At 73.0% G+C, this 15,473-nt stretch carries 17 protein-coding genes and 1 pseudogene; 15 read left to right on the plus strand and 3 right to left on the minus strand.

The genetic code is table 11. The annotated features are described in order from the left end of the window. Window positions 1-2: 2 nt before the first annotated feature. The 8 genes from ACK586_RS08390 to ACK586_RS08425 all read left to right on the plus strand — a co-directional run bounded on the left by ACK586_RS08390 (window position 3) and on the right by ACK586_RS08425 (window position 8,359). The gene (locus ACK586_RS08390) at window positions 3-1,280 is read left to right on the plus strand and encodes an OB-fold domain-containing protein (RefSeq protein WP_409330010.1); all 1,278 of its coding nucleotides are present in this window, start codon (window positions 3-5) and stop codon (window positions 1,278-1,280) included. Then, a complete protein-coding gene (locus tag ACK586_RS08395) occupies window positions 1,277-2,437 on the plus strand; it encodes a thiolase C-terminal domain-containing protein (RefSeq protein WP_409330011.1) in 1,161 nt (386 codons plus the stop codon). Before ACK586_RS08390 ends, ACK586_RS08395 begins: the two co-directional genes overlap by 4 nt. A 10-nt stretch (window positions 2,438-2,447) precedes the next feature. After that, complete coding sequence (locus tag ACK586_RS08400) at window positions 2,448-2,900, plus strand: Zn-ribbon domain-containing OB-fold protein (protein ID WP_409330012.1); 453 nt, start codon at window positions 2,448-2,450, stop codon at window positions 2,898-2,900. Then, a complete protein-coding gene (locus ACK586_RS08405) occupies window positions 2,897-4,087 on the plus strand; it encodes a thiolase family protein (RefSeq protein WP_409330013.1) in 1,191 nt (396 codons plus the stop codon). Before ACK586_RS08400 ends, ACK586_RS08405 begins: the two co-directional genes overlap by 4 nt. Next, a complete protein-coding gene (locus ACK586_RS08410) occupies window positions 4,084-4,581 on the plus strand; it encodes a MaoC family dehydratase (RefSeq protein WP_409330014.1) in 498 nt (165 codons plus the stop codon). Before ACK586_RS08405 ends, ACK586_RS08410 begins: the two co-directional genes overlap by 4 nt. Continuing rightward, complete coding sequence (locus ACK586_RS08415) at window positions 4,578-6,170, plus strand: class I adenylate-forming enzyme family protein (RefSeq protein ID WP_409330015.1); 1,593 nt, start codon at window positions 4,578-4,580, stop codon at window positions 6,168-6,170. Before ACK586_RS08410 ends, ACK586_RS08415 begins: the two co-directional genes overlap by 4 nt. A 32-nt stretch (window positions 6,171-6,202) precedes the next feature. Then, the gene (locus ACK586_RS08420; RefSeq protein WP_409330016.1) at window positions 6,203-6,973 is read left to right on the plus strand and encodes an SDR family NAD(P)-dependent oxidoreductase; all 771 of its coding nucleotides are present in this window, start codon (window positions 6,203-6,205) and stop codon (window positions 6,971-6,973) included. Window positions 6,974-7,141: 168 nt separating this feature from the next. Further along, window positions 7,142-8,359 carry an amidohydrolase family protein gene (locus ACK586_RS08425; protein ID WP_409330017.1) on the plus strand — a complete coding sequence of 406 codons (1,218 nt, stop codon included), beginning with the start codon at window positions 7,142-7,144 and terminating at the stop codon, window positions 8,357-8,359. Window positions 8,360-8,456: 97 nt separating this feature from the next. On the opposite strand, the gene ACK586_RS08430 is transcribed toward ACK586_RS08425, so the two are convergent. After that, window positions 8,457-8,888, minus strand: coding sequence for a hypothetical protein (locus ACK586_RS08430; protein WP_409330018.1), 432 nt, complete (start codon window positions 8,886-8,888; stop codon window positions 8,457-8,459). 12 nt (window positions 8,889-8,900) lie between these two features. Beyond that, window positions 8,901-9,143: pseudogene (locus tag ACK586_RS08435) on the minus strand (TetR/AcrR family transcriptional regulator); the annotation flags it as partial. Window positions 9,144-9,311: 168 nt separating this feature from the next. Here ACK586_RS08435 and ACK586_RS08440 point away from each other — a divergent pair. From ACK586_RS08440 to ACK586_RS08460, 5 genes are all read left to right on the plus strand, one after another. After that, window positions 9,312-9,458, plus strand: a complete 147-nt coding sequence (locus ACK586_RS08440; RefSeq protein ID WP_409330019.1) for a hypothetical protein — start codon at window positions 9,312-9,314, stop codon at window positions 9,456-9,458. Continuing rightward, window positions 9,455-10,429, plus strand: a complete 975-nt coding sequence (locus ACK586_RS08445; RefSeq protein WP_409330020.1) for a TIGR03619 family F420-dependent LLM class oxidoreductase — start codon at window positions 9,455-9,457, stop codon at window positions 10,427-10,429. The genes ACK586_RS08440 and ACK586_RS08445 overlap by 4 nt, the downstream gene beginning before the upstream one ends. Next, window positions 10,429-11,340 carry a TIGR03619 family F420-dependent LLM class oxidoreductase gene (locus ACK586_RS08450; RefSeq protein ID WP_409330021.1) on the plus strand — a complete coding sequence of 304 codons (912 nt, stop codon included), beginning with the start codon at window positions 10,429-10,431 and terminating at the stop codon, window positions 11,338-11,340. Before ACK586_RS08445 ends, ACK586_RS08450 begins: the two co-directional genes overlap by 1 nt. Continuing rightward, entirely contained in the window at window positions 11,337-12,173 is an 837-nt protein-coding gene (locus ACK586_RS08455) for an acyl-CoA thioesterase (RefSeq protein ID WP_409330022.1), read from the plus strand. Before ACK586_RS08450 ends, ACK586_RS08455 begins: the two co-directional genes overlap by 4 nt. 104 nt (window positions 12,174-12,277) lie before the next feature. After that, a complete protein-coding gene (locus tag ACK586_RS08460) occupies window positions 12,278-13,063 on the plus strand; it encodes a FadR/GntR family transcriptional regulator (RefSeq protein WP_409330023.1) in 786 nt (261 codons plus the stop codon). An 87-nt stretch (window positions 13,064-13,150) separates the two neighbouring features. Here ACK586_RS08460 and ACK586_RS08465 read toward each other — a convergent pair whose 3' ends face one another. Then, a complete protein-coding gene (locus tag ACK586_RS08465; protein ID WP_409330024.1) occupies window positions 13,151-14,323 on the minus strand; it encodes an amidohydrolase family protein in 1,173 nt (390 codons plus the stop codon). 85 nt (window positions 14,324-14,408) lie between these two features. On the opposite strand from ACK586_RS08465, the gene ACK586_RS08470 reads away from it, so the two are divergent. Together ACK586_RS08470 and ACK586_RS08475 are read left to right on the plus strand one after the other, a co-directional pair. Continuing rightward, window positions 14,409-14,696, plus strand: a complete 288-nt coding sequence (locus ACK586_RS08470) for a hypothetical protein (protein WP_409330025.1) — start codon at window positions 14,409-14,411, stop codon at window positions 14,694-14,696. Beyond that, the gene (locus ACK586_RS08475) at window positions 14,693-15,466 is read left to right on the plus strand and encodes an SDR family NAD(P)-dependent oxidoreductase (RefSeq protein ID WP_409330026.1); all 774 of its coding nucleotides are present in this window, start codon (window positions 14,693-14,695) and stop codon (window positions 15,464-15,466) included. Before ACK586_RS08470 ends, ACK586_RS08475 begins: the two co-directional genes overlap by 4 nt. The last annotated feature ends 7 nt before the right edge of the window (window positions 15,467-15,473 follow it).

Genomic DNA, 15,473 nt, shown 5'->3' on the forward strand with positions numbered 1-15,473 from the left:
CCATGACCACCATCTCCACGGTCGGCACGTACCTGCCGCGCTGGGGCACCGACCGGGCCCGTGCGGCCGGTCCCGACGAGGACGCCGTGACCCTCGGCGTCGCCGCCGGGCAGGCCGCGCTCGCCGACGTCGACCCGGCCGCGGTGCGCCGCGTCGTCTTCCTCACCCGCGAACTGCCCCTGCTCGAGGGGGGCAACGGCGCCCCCTTGCTGGCGGGGCTGGGCCTGGCCCCCGACGTGCAGGTCGTCGAGCAGGTCGGCGGGGCGCCCGCCGTGCTCGACGCCCTGGCCGACGCCTCCGCCGGCACCCTCGTCGTGGCCGCCGACGTCGAACCGGCCGGGGCGGCAGCCGCCTTCGTCGGCGACACCGGGGCGGACCTGACGCTGGAGAGCCGCGTGGTGCGCAGCCTGCCGGTGCGGGCCCGGTCGGGCGACGGCGTCGTGCGCGACTACGAGGACCCGCGGCTGCTCCGGGAGCGCGGGGTCGGGCTCGCTGTCGAGCGGCTGGACCTGGCGGCCAAGCCGGACGTGGTCGCCGGCCTGCCGGCCAAGCAGGCCGCGGCGCTGGCCGGCGGCCGGCCGCCCGCCCTGCCCACCACCGGGGCCAGCTCCACGCTGTTCGCGCTGGCCGCCCTGGCGGAGTCCGCGCCGCAGGGGCTCCTACTGGCCGTCGAGCAGGGCTCGGCCACGGCGGCCACGGTCGTCGGCTCGCCCACCGTGCACCGCGACGAGCCCGCACCGCGCCCGGCGCCGGCGTACACCTGGACCTCCGGTCCCGACATCAGCATCTCCCTGCCGGCCTACGAGCGGGCCTTCGAGCCCAAGCTGCGCTGGGAGGCGGGGACGTGCGGCGAGTGCGGCACGCTGGCCTTCCCGCCGCGCCGCCGCTGCCTGGCCTGCGGGTCGGAGGCCGGCTGGACGCTCACGCCGCTGCCCCGCTCCGGTGAGGTCTACTCCACGGTCACCATCCACGTGCCGGTGCCCGGCCTGCCGACGCCGTACTCGCTGGCGATCGTGGAGCTGGACCGGGGCGTGGAGACCCGGGCCCTGGTCAAGGTCACCGGCGCCGTCCCCGGCACCGTGCAGATCGGCGACCGCGGGCGGCTGGTGCTGCGGCGGGTGGCGGTCCGCTCCGGCGTCCCCGACTACGGCTACGGCTTCCTCCCCGACGACCCGGGGTCGCCGGACGACGCGGCACAGACCACCACCGAGGGCATCGTCGAGACCGGCGTGACGGTCGCCTCGGTCGCCCCGCAGCAGGAGAAGGAGACCGCCCGATGAGGCGCGTGGCAGTGGTCGGGGCCGGCATGACGGCCTTCGGTGAGCACTTCGGGCTGGGCATCAAGGACCTGCTGCCGATGGCGGTCTCGGAGATGGCCGCCAGCGTGGACAAGGGGCTGGACCGGGCCGACATCCAGGCCGCCTGGTTCGGCGAGCTGACCACGACCGACGGCTTCCCCTCCGGCATCCTCGCCGACTCGTGCGGGCTGCTGGACATCCCCGTGACGCGGGTGGAGAACGCCTGCGCGACCGGCAACGACGCCGTCCGCAACGCCACCTACGCCGTGGCCTCGGGTCACGTCGACGTCGCCCTCGTCGTCGGTGCGGACAAGGTCCGCGAGTCCTCTGCGCGCGGCACGTTCTGGGAGTGGGCAGGCCTGACCCGCGACATGGCCTGGGACTACCCGCTCGGGCTCGTCGCGCCGGCCAACTTCGCGCTGCACGTCTCGCGCTACCTGCACGAGTCCGGGGCGACGCGTGAGCACCTGGCGATGGTGGCGGTGAAGAACCACCGGCACGCGGTGCCCAACCCGAAGGCGCAGATGCGCTTCGAGATCACCATGGAGCAGGCGCTCGACGCCCCCCGCGTGGTCGAGCCGTTCGGCCTGTACGACTGCACGCCGCAGAGCGACGGTGCGGCGGCGCTGCTGATCGTGGGCGAGGAGGTCGTCGACCGCTACACCGACCGCCCGGTCTGGGTCCGCGGCGTCGGGCTGGGTCTGGACCGGGTCATGCACCAGCACAAGCGGGACATGACGACCTTCCCGGCCACCGTGAAGGCGGCCCGCGCGGCCTTCGGCATGGCGGGGCTGGGACCCGAGGACATCGACGTCGCCGAGGTCCACGACTGCTTCACCGGGGTCGAGCTGATCAGCTACGAGGACCTCGGCTTCGCCGAGCGGTTCGGCGCCGCGAAGCTCGTCGAGGGCGGCGCGACCGCCGTCGGCGGCAGCAAGCCGGTGAACCCCAGCGGCGGGCTCAAGGCCAAGGGCCACCCGCCGGGCGCGACCGGCGTCGCGCAGTGCTTCGAGATCTTCGAGCAGCTCCGCGGCGAGGCGGCCAACCAGGTCGACGGCGCGCGCGTGGGGATGGCCCACAACATCGGGGGGCCGACCGCCGTCTCGGCTGTCACCGTGCTCTCCACCGACCGAGACTGAGAGGAACGCCATGACCTCCTCCGACACCGTCGTCGCGGGGTACGAGCGGCCCGAGATGAGGCTGCTGCCCGAGCTGTCGATGGAATCCCGGGCCTTCTGGACCGGCGGCCAGAACGGGCAGCTGCTCGTGCTGCGCTGCCGCTCGTGCGGGCGCTTCTTCCACCCGCCGGCGCCGTCCTGCTGGCGCTGCCGCAGCACCGACGTCGGCCCCGAGCCGGTGTCGGGCCGCGGCACCGTCGCGGCCTTCACCATCAACCGGCAGCCGTGGCTGCCGTCACTGCCCCCGCCCTACGTGGTCGCCATGGTTGAGCTGGCCGAGGAGCCCGACGTCCGGGTGATGACCAGCGTCGTCGGCGTCCCGGTCGAGGACGTCCGCATCGGCACCGAGGTCGAGGTCTTCTTCGAGGAGTGGGACGACGTGTGGCTCCCCCTGTTCCGCCCGGTCGGCGGAGGTGCGGCGTGAGGGGCGGCCCGTTCGACGGCCGCGCGGTCCTGACCGGCGCCGGCAAGTCCCAGGTCGGCCGGCGGCTCGGGCGCAGCGGCCTGGACCTGACGGTCGAGGCCTGCCTGCGGGCCATCGCCGACGCCGGCCTGACCCCCGACGACATCGACGGCGTCGCCAGCTACCCCGGGCCGGGCGCACCCGACCCCGGCTTCTCCGGTGCCGACGTCATGCAGCTGCGCAACGCGCTCGGCCTGCGCAGCCGCTGGTACTGCGGCGCCATGGACACGGCCGGCCAGATCGGCCCGGCCATCGAGGCGTGCATGGCCGTCTCGCTCGGGCTGGCCGACCACGTCGTGGTGTTCCGGTCGGTGTGGGAGTCCACGGCCCAGGCCAACGCCGGCCGCGGGTCGGTGCTGTTCCGGCCCGGCACCCGGGTCAGCGGGCACCTCGAGTGGGCCGGCCCGTACGGCGGGATCTCCGCGGCCAACTGGCTCGCGATGCCCGCCATGCGGTACATGCACGACTTCGGCCTCACCCGCGAGCACCTCGGCACCATCGCGATCAACGCGCGCCGCAACGCCGGGCTCAACCCCGACGCGATCTTCCGTGAGCCGATGACCATGGAGGACTACCTGGCCGGCCGGATGATCTCCGAGCCGCTGTCGCTGTTCGACTGCGACATCCCCTGCGACGGCGCCACCGCGGTCATCGTGTCGCGGCGCGAGGCGGCGGCGGGTCTGCCCCGGCACCCGCTCACCGTCGAGTCGGTGGGCACCGGCATGTACGAGCGCGCGACGTGGGACCAGCGCGCCGACATCACCACCATGGCGGCGCACGACGCCGCCGCGACGATGTGGGAGCGGACCGACCTGCGGCCCTCCGACGTCCAGCACGCCGAGCTCTACGACGGCTTCAGCTTCCTGACCGTCATGTGGCTGGAGGCGATGGGCTTCTGCGAGCACGGCCAGGTGGGGGCGTTCCTCGACGAGCCGGGCCGGATCTCGCGGGAGGGCGAGCTGCCGCTCAACACCAGCGGCGGCCAGCTGTCGGCCGGACGGCTGCACGGCATGGGCTTCCTGCACGAGGCCTGCGTCCAGCTCTGGGGCGAGGGCGGGGAGCGGCAGGCCCCGGCCGCGCCGGAGGTGGCCGTCGTCGGTGTCGGCGGCGGACCGGTGGCCGGCACGATGCTGCTGAGCACGCGGTGACGCCGGTCGGCGCTCCCGCCGCGCAGGAGGTGGAGGTCTACCGGAGCATCGCCGACCTCGAGGCCGTCGTCGGGCGCGAGCTCGGCCCGACCGACTGGCTGACGGTGGACCAGGAGCGGGTCGACGGCTTCGCCGACGACACCAACGACCACCAGTGGATCCACGTCGACCGCGAGCGCGCCGCGTCGGGACCGTTCGGGACGACGGTGGCGCACGGCTTCCTCACCCTGTCGCTGGTCCCGTGGTTCGCCAACCAGCTGCGCCGGGTGGAGAGCCGGATGGCGCTCAACTACGGCCTGGACCGGGTCCGGTTCCCCGCGCCCGTGCCCGTGGGCAGCCGGCTCCGGGCCCGCTGGACGGTGGTCTCGGTCGACCGCACGGGCGCGGGGTCGGCCCAGCTCGTGTCGCGCACGACGGTCGAGATCGAGGGTGCGGCGAAGCCGGCCTGCATGGCAGATCTCGTCGTCCGGTACGTCTTCGAGGAGGGCGTGTGACCAGCACCACCGAGACGGCGGTCGCGGTCGGGGACTGGCCCTGGCTGCTGCAGGCGCCGACGTTCCCCGCGCTGGTGCGCGCCCGGGCGGGCGCGACCCCGGACGCGCTGTTCCTGGTCGACGAGGCCGACCGGCAGGTGACCTGCGCGCAGTTCGCCGAGCGGGTCGACCGGGTGGCCGCCGCCCTGCACGCCGAGGGGATCGGCCCGGGCAGCCGGGTGGCGTGGCAGCTGCCGACCCGGATCAGCACCGTGCTCGTGATGGCGGCCCTGCGCCGGCTGAGCGCCGTGCAGGCCCCGGTCATCCCGCTCTACCGCGAGCGCGAGGTGACCGTCGCGCTGCGCACCACCGACGCCGAGTACTTCCTGGTGCCGGGCAGCTGGCGGGGACTGGACTACGCGGAGATGGCAGCCGGCATCGCCGCGGACGGCGGGCCCGCACCGCGGGTCCTCGTCATCGGCGACGAGGCGCCGGAGCGCGACGACACCGCCGGCCTGCCGCCCGAACCGGCCGACCCCGACGAGGTCGCCTGGATCTACTTCACCTCGGGCTCAACCGGCGCCCCCAAGGGGGCCCGGCACACCGACGCCGGCCTGCTGGCGACCGGCTCCGGCTTCGCCGGCAACGGCCGCCTGGGTGCCGACGGCCGCGAGATGGGCGCCATGGGCTTCCCGGTGGCGCACGTGGGCGGCATCGAGTACCTGATCTCCGCCCTGACCGGCGGCTACGGCCTGCTGCTGCTGGAGGCCTTCGTCCCGGACCAGGCCGTCGCCCTGATGGCCCGGTACGGCGTCACCACCACGGGCGGGGCACCGCCCTTCTACAGCGCGCTGATCGCCCTGGCCCGAGCCGCGGATGCCGACCGCCCCCTCCTGCCCGCGCTCCGCGTGCTCAAGGGTGGCGGCGCGCCGTGTCCGCCGGACCTCTACCGGCAGGTGCGGGAGGTGCTCGGCGTGCAGCTGGCCCACGACTACGGCATGACCGAGGTGCCGATGGTCGCCGTCGCCGATCCCCGGGACGACGACGAGGTGCTCGCCCGGACCGACGGCCGCGTGCTGCCGTTCAACCGGGTCCGCGTGGTCGACGCCGACGGCGGCGCCGTGCCGTCGGGGGAGAGCGGTGAGGTGCAGGTCAGCGGCATCGCGGTGTGCCGGGGCTACACCGACCCGGCCGAGACGGCGCGGGCGTTCACCGACGACGGGTTCTTCCGCACCGGCGACCTCGGGCGGCTGCTCCCGACCGGGCACATCGAGATCGTCGGCCGGCTCAAGGACCTCATCATCCGCAAGGGCGAGAACATCGCGCCGCAGGAGATCGAGGAGCTGCTCGCCCAGCACCCGGCGGTGGCCGAGGTCGCCGTCCTCGGGCTGCCCGACCCCGACCGGGGCGAGCGGGTCTGCGCCGTCGTCGTCGTGGCTCCCGGGCAGCCGGAACCCACCCTGGCGACGCTCACCGACTGGCTGCGCGGCAGGGGGCTCATGCCGCAGAAGCTGCCCGAGCAGCTGGAGCTGGTCGACGTCCTGCCGCGCACCGGGCTGGCCAAGATCGCCAAGAATGAGCTGCGCAGCCGTCTGGCCGCCGGCACGTGACCGCATCACCGACAGACAGGAGAGGGAACCGGATGGAACTCGCAGGGAACGCCGCGCTCGTCACCGGAGGTGCCGGCGGGCTGGGGGAGGCCGTGGTGCGTGCGCTCGCGGCCGCCGGCAGCCCGGTGGTCATCGCCGACCTCGCCGACGAGAAGGGGGAGAAGCTGGCCGCCGAGCTCGGCGACACGGTGCGCTACGTCCGCACCGACGTCCTCGACGACGATGCGGTCCAGCGCGCCGTGGACGCCGCGGGCGAGCTCGGGCCGTTGCGCTTCGCCGTCACCTCGCACGGCGGCTTCGGGGTGGCCGAAAAGGTCGTCCAGCGCGACGGCTCGCCGGCCGGGCTGGCCGGCTTCAAGAAGACCGTCGACCTGTACCTGACGGGCACCTACAACGTGCTGCGGCTGGCCGCCGCGGCGATCGCGCGGACCGAGCCGGGCGACGAGGGCGAGCGCGGCGCGGTCGTGACCACCGCCAGCATCGCGGCGTTCGAGGGACAGATCGGCCAGTCGAGCTACGCCGCCGCCAAGGGCGGGGTGGTCGGGCTGACCCTGGCGGCGGCGCGCGACCTGAGCAGCGTCGGCATCCGGGTCGTCTGCATCGCCCCGGGCACCATGCGCACGCCGATCATGGAGAGCGTCGGCGAGGAGGCCCTCGCCAAGTTCGCCGCCAACGTGCCCTTCCCGCGGCGCCTGGGTCTGCCGGCCGAGTACGCGGACCTGGCCGTGCACGCCCTGCGCAACTCCTACCTCAACGGCGAGACGATCCGCCTGGACGGCGGCCAGCGCTTCCAGCCCCGCTGACCTCGGCACCACCCCCGAGGGGCGCGGGAGCCACGACGGCTCCCGCGCCGCTCGTCGTCCGGGGGAGCGGCCCCACCGACCCGCCACCAGCGAGTTGACGCTTTCGTCAACTCCCCGTACCGTCGTCGACGAGTCCAGGACGCATGCACCTGTGAGAGGGAGGGTCCCGTGACCCAGTTCACCGACGCGCCGATCTTCGACGCCGACCAGCACATGTACGAGACGCCGGACGCGCTGCTGCGCCACCTGCCGGAGCAGTTCCACCGCGCCGTGCAGTTCGTGCAGCTCGGCCGCGCCACGAGGATCGCGATCCTCGGCAAGATCACCGAGTACATCCCCAACCCGACGTTCGACCGGGTCGCCGCCCCCGGCGCCTACGAGAAGTTCTTCTCGAGCCGGAACAGCGAGGGGCTCAGCCTCCGGGAGATGGGCGGCAAGGGCATCGACGCCCTGCCCGCCTTCCGCTCCCCGGAGGAGCGGATCAAGATGATGGACCAGCAGGGTGCCGAGCAGGCGCTGGTCTACCCGACCCTCGCGAACCTCGTCGAGCACTCCGCCGCCGAGGACCCCGACCTGGTGGTCGCGATGATCCACGCGCTCAACCAGTGGATGCTCGAGCAGTGGGGCTTCACCCACGCCGACCGCCTCTTCATGACCCCGGTCATCACGCTTGCGCAGGTGGAGGAGGCCCGCCGGGAGCTGCAGTTCGTGCTCGAGAACGGGGCCCGCGCCATCCTCATCAAGCCGGCCCCGGTCAAGAGCTGGAAGGGCTGGCGTTCCCCGGCGCTGCCGGAGTTCGACCCGTTCTGGGCCGACGTGGAGAAGGCCGGCATCCCGGTGGTGCTGCACGCCAGCCAGCCGCCGCTGGACGACTACATCAACCGGTGGGAGCCGCCGAGCACGAACAACTTCACGTCGATGAGCTCGTTCCGGTGGGTCGCCCTGGGCCACCGCGAGATCGCCGACATGATCACCAGCCTGATCTGCCACGGCACTCTGACCCGCTTCCCAAAGCTACGCATCGCCAGCGTGGAAAACGGCTCGTCGTGGATCCGGCCGCTGTTCCACGACCTCGAGGACACCTACGGCAAGATGCCGCAGGCCTTCCCCGAGCACCCGCTGGAGGTCTTCCGGCGCAACGTCTGGGTCAGCCCGTTCTGGGAGGGCTCGGTCGCCGACGTCGTCGAGACCGTCGGCTGGGACCGCGTGATGTTCGGGTCGGACTACCCGCACCCGGAGGGTCTCGCCGAGCCCAAGGACTACTACCGCTACGCCGAGGGCATGGACGAGAAGCGCACCCGCGACTTCATGGGCGACAACGCCCGCCGGCTGCTGGGGCTGCCCGTGCGCAACCCCGCCGAGAACCCGGACCTCGTCTCCGCCTGATCGCCGTTCTGCGGACGCCGAGGCCCCGGTCCCCTCGCGGGGCCGGGGCCTCGGCGTCCGTGGTGGGTCGGGCACACCCGCGGGGCGGGTCCGCTCGTCAGGCCCCGCGGCGGGTGGGGGTGGGTGCGAGTTCCAGGACGGCGGCGACGAGCGACGTGACCGTGCGGATCATGTCGTCCTCGTCCACCGGCAGTCGCTGGACGCGGCACTGGTACCAGGAGCGGTCGAGCATCGCCTGGACGGCCAGTCCGAGGGCCTCGGGAGCGTCCGTGGGCTCCTTCTGGCGGCTGCGCAGCGCCGTGCCGAGCAGCCAGCCGCTCCGCATCTGCAGACGTCTCGCCGAGGACCGGAACTCCTCGTCGGTCGGCGCCGACTGGGCGGACGCGAAGATGAACGCCCCGTGCCGGTCGAGGAGCTGGAAGTACCGGCGGATCCAGGACTCCACGTCCTCGCGCGTGCAGGGGCGCGGGAGGGCGTCCCAGCCGTTGATCACGTCGATCGTGTCGCGGTACGCGCTGGCCCCCAGCACCTCGAAGACCTCGCGCTTGTCCTTGAAGTACGTGTAGAAGCCGGCCCGGGAGATCCCGCAGGCATCGGTGATGTTGTTGATCCGGGTCCCGGCGTACCCCTGGTCGAGGAAGAGCTGACGGGTGGCGTCCAGGATGGCCTGACGCGTCCGCGCGGCGCGCCAGCCGAGTGCCGCGTCGTCGGCCTCGACCTCGACCGGCTCGTTCTCGAGCGCGACGGCCTCGTCGATGGTGCCCTCCTCGGATCTGGGCGCGATCGACCGCGCCGGGCCCTCGAGTCTAGAACGGGAGCAGGCCTCTTGACGGTGACGTCAATCCCAAGGAGTGAGCAGGTGCGCCGCGCGTTCGAGGGGGTCCGATTGACCCCCTCGGGCCCGGGGATTACGTTTCTGTCAACTTATCCAACGGATTGCAGAGGAGCGGCGATGCTCCAGCTCGGGATCAGCGTCGGCGCTCCGACGTCGGTGCCGGCCCTCCTCGACGGTCGACCCATGGTGGCCGTTCCCGAGGCCGCCCACCGCCCAGCCGAGGACGTCGGCCGGGAGCGCATCGATTCAGGGGACCCGGCATGAAGATCGACGTCCAGCACGCGACGGCAGATCCGGACTGGGTGTCGGAGATCCTGTCGGCTCCCGCCCTGACCCGCTTCGCCCGCGCCGCCGAGGAGTCCGGCTACGGCGCCCTGGGCTTCACCGACCACCCGGCGCCGCCGGCCGGCTGGGTCCGGGGCGGGGGAGAGGGGAGCGTCGATCCCTTCTCCGCCCTCGGCTTCTGCGCGGCGGTGACCTCGCGCATCCAGTTGCTCACCTGGGTGCTCGTGCTCGGGTACCGCAATCCCTTCCTCGCCGCGCACCAGCTCGCGAGCCTCGACCTCATGAGCGGGGGACGGGTGCTGGCCGGGGTGGGCACCGGGTACATCAAGGGGGAGTTCCGCGCACTGGGCATGGACCCCGCTGCCCGGCGGGAGGCCTTCGACGAGGCGGTCGAGGTGTTCCGCGCGGTCTGGTCCGGGGGCGAGGTGTCCCGCGCCGGAGCCGGTTTCGAGGCCCGCGCCGTGCTGCCGCAGCCGCCCCCCGCGCGGCCGGGCGGCCCGCCGCTGTGGGTGCACGGCAACAGCCCGTGGGGCACCGAGCGGGCCGCCTGCTGGGCCGACGGCTGGGTGGTGGCCATGCTCCCCGAGCCCGCCGCCCGCCTCATCCGGACGGTCCCGGTGACCGATCCCGTGGCGCTCGCGGCGGGGATCGACCGCATGCGCACCCGCACCGCCGAGCTCGGCCGCGACCCCGGCTCCGTGGAGGTCGTGGTCACCGGCAACTGGCCCATGCTCGACGTCCGCCGCGGCTGGGAGGCCCAGCGTCACCTCGACGACGCGGCCGCGCTGACCGAGCTCGGGGTCGACCGCGTCGTCGTCGTCGTCTGCGGCGACGACCCCGGGGCCGCGGAGGACACCGTCCGTCGCTTCGGCGAGGACGTCGTCGCGCCCCTCACCGCCGCCGGCCGGTCGCCGGTCCCCGCTCCCGCCGACCCGGGAGGTCGTCCCTGATGGAGTTCAACTTCCAGTTCCCCACGCGCGCCGTGAAGCACTGGTCCACCTGGATCGGTTCACGGCACCTGGCCGACCTCGCCATCGCCGCCGAGGAGAGCGGCTTCGACCTGGTCTCCACGACCGACCACCCGTTCCCGGCGGAGGACTGGCTGGCCCGTGGCGGGCACCACGCCTTCGACCCGTTCGTGTCGCTGTCGTTCATGGCCGCGGCGACCAGCCGGATCAGGCTGCTGACGTTCATCCTCGTGGCCGGCTACCGCAACCCGTACGTGACGGCCAAGTCCGCGGCCAGCCTGGACCTGCTGTCGGGTGGCCGGCTGGTCGTCGGCATGGGCGCGGGGTACCAGCAGGCCGAGTTCGAGGTCCTGGACGCGTCCTTCGCCGACCGGGGCAAGCGCTTCGACGCGGCGATCGGGGCGATGCGCGCGGCCTGGACCGGCGAGGTGGTCGACCGCGACGACCCGTTCTTCCCCGCCTCCGGCCACGTGATGCTGCCGCCGCCCGCCCAGCCCCTCGGGCCGCCGATCTGGATCGGCGGCAACAGCCCCGCGGCCACGCGCAGGGTGGCGGAGTTCGCCGACGGCTGGCTGCCCTTCGAGCAGCGGTCGGCCCAGGCGGAGATCACCTCGACACCGGTGCTGGTCGCCGAGGACCTCGCCGAGAAGGTCGCGACCATCCGGCGCCTGCGCGTCGAGCGCGGTCGGCCCGCGGACTTCGCCGTCTGCTTCACCCCGGAGACCGGCCGGGACCCCGAGCGCAACGTGGCGGCGATCGGCGCGGTCGTCGACGACCTCGAGCGGGCCGGCGTGACGCACCTGTCGATCGACTCGCAGGCGCGCAGCGTCGACGAGTGCCTCGCCGAGATCGGGACCTACGGCCGGGAGCTCATCTCGGGAAGGCGCGGATGACGGGGTCACCCTCGGCCGGTCCCGCAGGTGACGCCTGGCCCTCGCTGCTGGAGATCCTCGAGCTCGAGGAGATCGATCGCGACCTCTACCGGAACACGACCCTGCTCGAGCAGGAGGGCCCGCTGTACGGGGGGCAGGTCGCCGCGCAGGCGCTGCTGGCCGCGGGGCGGACCCTGCCGCAGGGCTGGCTGCCGCACTCCCTGCACGGCTACTTCCTCCGGCGGGGCGACGCGGGCCGGCCGACCGTGTTCTCGGTCGAGCGCGACCGGGACGGCCGCTCGTTCGCCGCCCGCCGGGTGGTGGCCGTGCAGGGAGGCGAGGTCATCCTCAACATGTCGGCGTCGTTCTCCGTGGCCGACGGGGACGACGACCTCCAGGTGCAGACCGCCCCCGACGTCCCCGGACCCGAGGGCCTGCCGGCCGCCCAGCTCCACCCCATGCCCGACATCGAGCTGCGCCGGCCGCCCCAGCGGTACGAGCAGGGGCCCTACCCCGCCCAGGTGTGGGTGCGGTGCCAGGCGGAGCTGCCCGACGACCCACTGCTGCACGCGGGGGTGCTGACCTACGTCTCGGATGCCTCCAGCGGCCTGGGGCCGCTCGTCGAGCGGGTGGAGGAGGTGGGCGCCAGCCTGGATCACGTGGTCTGGTTCCACCGTCCGGTCCGGATGGACGAGTGGGTCCTCATGGATCACATTCCGCACTCGGTGGCGCACCGGCGTGGCTGGTACACCGGTTCGCTGTGGACGGCCGACGGCAGGCTGGCGGCCAGCCTGGCTCAGGAGCAACTGTTCCGCGGCCCCGCCCGCCCCCTCCCGCCGGCGGCGACACGCTGAGGGGGCGTCACCACTCTGGGGGATGACCGCGCTCAGCGAGTATCGTTGAATGATTGGACCGACAGGTCGTGACAAGGCCCCCCCAGGTCCGAAGAGGAGCACACATGACTGCGGTTGAGCCTCTCGGCGCGGACCCAGGTTCGCCGGCGCCGATCGGCCAGCAGGTTCGGGTGCCCAAGATGGCCGAGCTCGTGGCCTCGCAACTCCGGCGCCAGATCGTGCGTGGTGAGCTGGCCGAGGGTGAGGCGCTGCCGTCGGAGGCGGCGCTCATGGCCCAGTTCCACGTCTCGCGCCCGACCCTCCGGGAGGCGTTCCGGGTCCTGGAGTCCGAGTCGCTGATCACGGTCCGCCGCGGTGCGCGGGGCGGCGCGCGCGTGCAGCTGCCCAGGCCGGAGGTGGCGGCGCGGTACGCCGGGCTGATCCTCCAGCACCGGGGCACCACGCTGGAGGACCTCTACGTCGCCCGGAGCCTGATCGAGCCCCAGGCCGTCGGCCTGCTCGCGCGCAGCCGGACCGCCGAGGACGTCGCCCGGCTGCGTGCCGCCGTCGAGGACGAACCGTCCGACGACAGGGCTCAGATCGTCCGCGCGCACGAGCGCTTTCACACTCTGCTCATCGAGCTGACGGGGAACCAGACCCTGCAGGTGCTCATCGGCATCATCGAGCACCTCACGGATACGGCCGACTGGTCACGCCTGCACCCCAACCAGACCTCGGCCGAGGTCAAACGGGACAGCCGGCGCAGCCTCCGGGCGCACTACAAGGTCATCGAGCTGATCGAGGCCGGCGACGACGACGCCGCGGAGGACCTGTGGCGGCGGCACCTCATCGCGACCAAGGAGTACCTGTCCCACAGCGACGTCACGACCGTGCTCGACCTCTTCAGCTGACCGGCCCGGCCCCGTGCCGGGGCGGCCGACACGCGCAAGGGGCGCCCGACCGGACCGGTCGGGCGCCCCTCTGTCGTGCGGGGTGGATCAGCCCACGCGGGGGAACCGGAGCATGGTGCGGGCGTTCGTCTCGGTGATCTTGGCGACCTCGTCGTCCGGGACCTCGGCGAGGACCTCGGCGGCCCGCTTGCGGCTGTTGGGCCAGTTGGAGTCCGAGTGCGGGTAGTCGATCTCCAGCATGATGCGGTCGATGCCGACCGCGTGCCGGTTCTTGACGCCGAACTCGTCGTCGATGAAGCAGCCCCAGAAGTGCTTGCGGAACAGGTCCGAGGGCCGGGCGTCGAAGTCGATCGGCTGGTAGTAGCGGTGCCGCTCCCAGACGAAGTCGGCGCGCTCGAGGAGGTAGGGGATCCACCCGATGCCGCCCTCGGCGAGAGAGAACTGCAGTTCGGGGTGCCGCTGCAGGACGCCGGAGAACAGCAGGTCGGTGGTCGTCCACATCAGGTTCGAGGAGAAGATCGTGATGGCGACCGCGAAGGGTGCGTCGGGCATCACCATCTGGCCGGGGACCGCCTTCATGGCGGAGAAGGAGAACCCGGGGACGTAGCCGCCGGAGCCGAAGTGCAGCGAGACGACCATGCCGGTCTCCTCGCAGGCGTTCCAGACCGGCTCCCAGTAGTCGCTGTGGAACGAGGGCATGCCCAGCGGCACGGGCGCGTCGGGGAAGGACACCGTCCGGGCGCCCTTGGCGGCCGCGCGGCGGATCTCGGCCGCGGCGAGCTCGGCGTCCCAGGTGGGGACGAGGCACAGCGGGACGAAGCGGCCCGGGTGGGCGTCGCACCACTCCTCGATGTAGTAGTCGTTCCACGCCGTGGTGCAGGCCAGCGCGAGGTCCTTGTCCTGGGCGCGGTGGAACACGCCGCCGCCGAAGCCCGGGAACGAGGGGAACAGCAGCGCCGCCTGGATGCCGTCGAGGTCCATGTCCTTGACCCGGGCGTCTGGGTCGTAGCAGCCGGGGATCATGTCCTCGTAGCGGACGGGGTCCATGCCCCACTCCTCACGGGGCTTGCCAGCCACGGCGTTCAGCCCGATCGTCGGGAACACCTCGCCGTCGTAGCTCCAGAAGTGCTTCCCGTCCTGCTCGAAGATCCGCGGCCCGCGCTCCTTGAGCTTCTCGGGCAGGCGGTCCTGCCACACGCGCGGGTGCTCGACGAGGTGGTCGTCCACCGAGACGATCTGGTGATGGTCCTGCAGGGGCATGAGATGTCTCCCTCAACGGTGCCCGGGAATGTGACCTGCAGTGTATAACCTTTTATGTGCATTGGAACACTGTCGGGGTAGTGCCATGACGACTTCGGAGCCGGTCGGCGACGTCCCGACCCGGGACACCGACGAGGACGACCACGACCTCCTCACCTACAGCGAGGCACGGGTCCGGCTGTACGAGGAGGTCCGCGCGCAGCAGGCCCTGGTGGCCGAGCTGGAGCGGTCCGGGGCCGACGGGCTGGAGGCCGCACGGCGGCGGCTCGCCGCGCTCGAGGACGCCGTCGAGCGCAACAAGCAGCAGCCGATCAACGACGACAACTTCGAGCGCTTCTTCGGTTACAAGGGCACCGCCCGACGCAACACGTGAGCGACGTCCGCATCGACATGGCGGGGCGCGTCGCCCTGGTCACGGGCGGCGGCTACGGGATGGGACGGGCCTCGGCCCGACGGTTCGCCGAGTGCGGTGCGCGCGTGGTGGTGGCCGACATCGACGCCGCGCGGGCCGCGGAGACCGTCGAGGTAATCGCCGCGGCCGGCGGCGAGGCGGCGGCCTTCCACGTCGACGTCGGCGAGGCCGAGGGCGTCCGCGAGATGGTCGACTTCACGGTGGCCACCTACGGCGGGCTGGACTCCGCGCACAACAACGCCGGGATCATCGAGGCGCAGGACGCGGTCACCGACTTCTCCGAGGCGCTGTGGGAGAAGATCATCCGCACCAATCTGACAAGCGTGTTCCTGTGCCTGAAGTACGAGATCCCGCGGATGCTGGAGCGCGGCGGCGGCGCCATCGTCAACGTCGCCTCCGAGACGACGTACAAGGGGAACGTCGGGGACGTCGCCTACACGGCGAGCAAGCACGGCGTCGTCGGCCTCACGACGGTCGCCGGCCTGCGCTACGCGAAGCGGGGCGTCCGGGTCAACGCCATCGCCCCCGGCAACGTGGAGACCGGCATCACCGAGCGGGCCCGCGAGTTCCTGACGCCGCAGCAGGCGCGGGCGATGGAGACCGCCCAGCCGATCGGGCGCATCGCCCAGCCGGAGGAGATCGCCGAGCTGGTCGTGTGGTTGTGCTCGGACGCCGCCGTCCTCGTCAACGCCACCCGCATCGCCGCCGACACCGGCTGGCACGTGGCCTGAGGGCCCC

The sequence above is a fragment of the Trujillonella humicola genome (genome assembly GCF_046233715.1).
Lineage (GTDB): Bacteria > Actinomycetota > Actinomycetes > Mycobacteriales > Geodermatophilaceae > Trujillonella > Trujillonella humicola.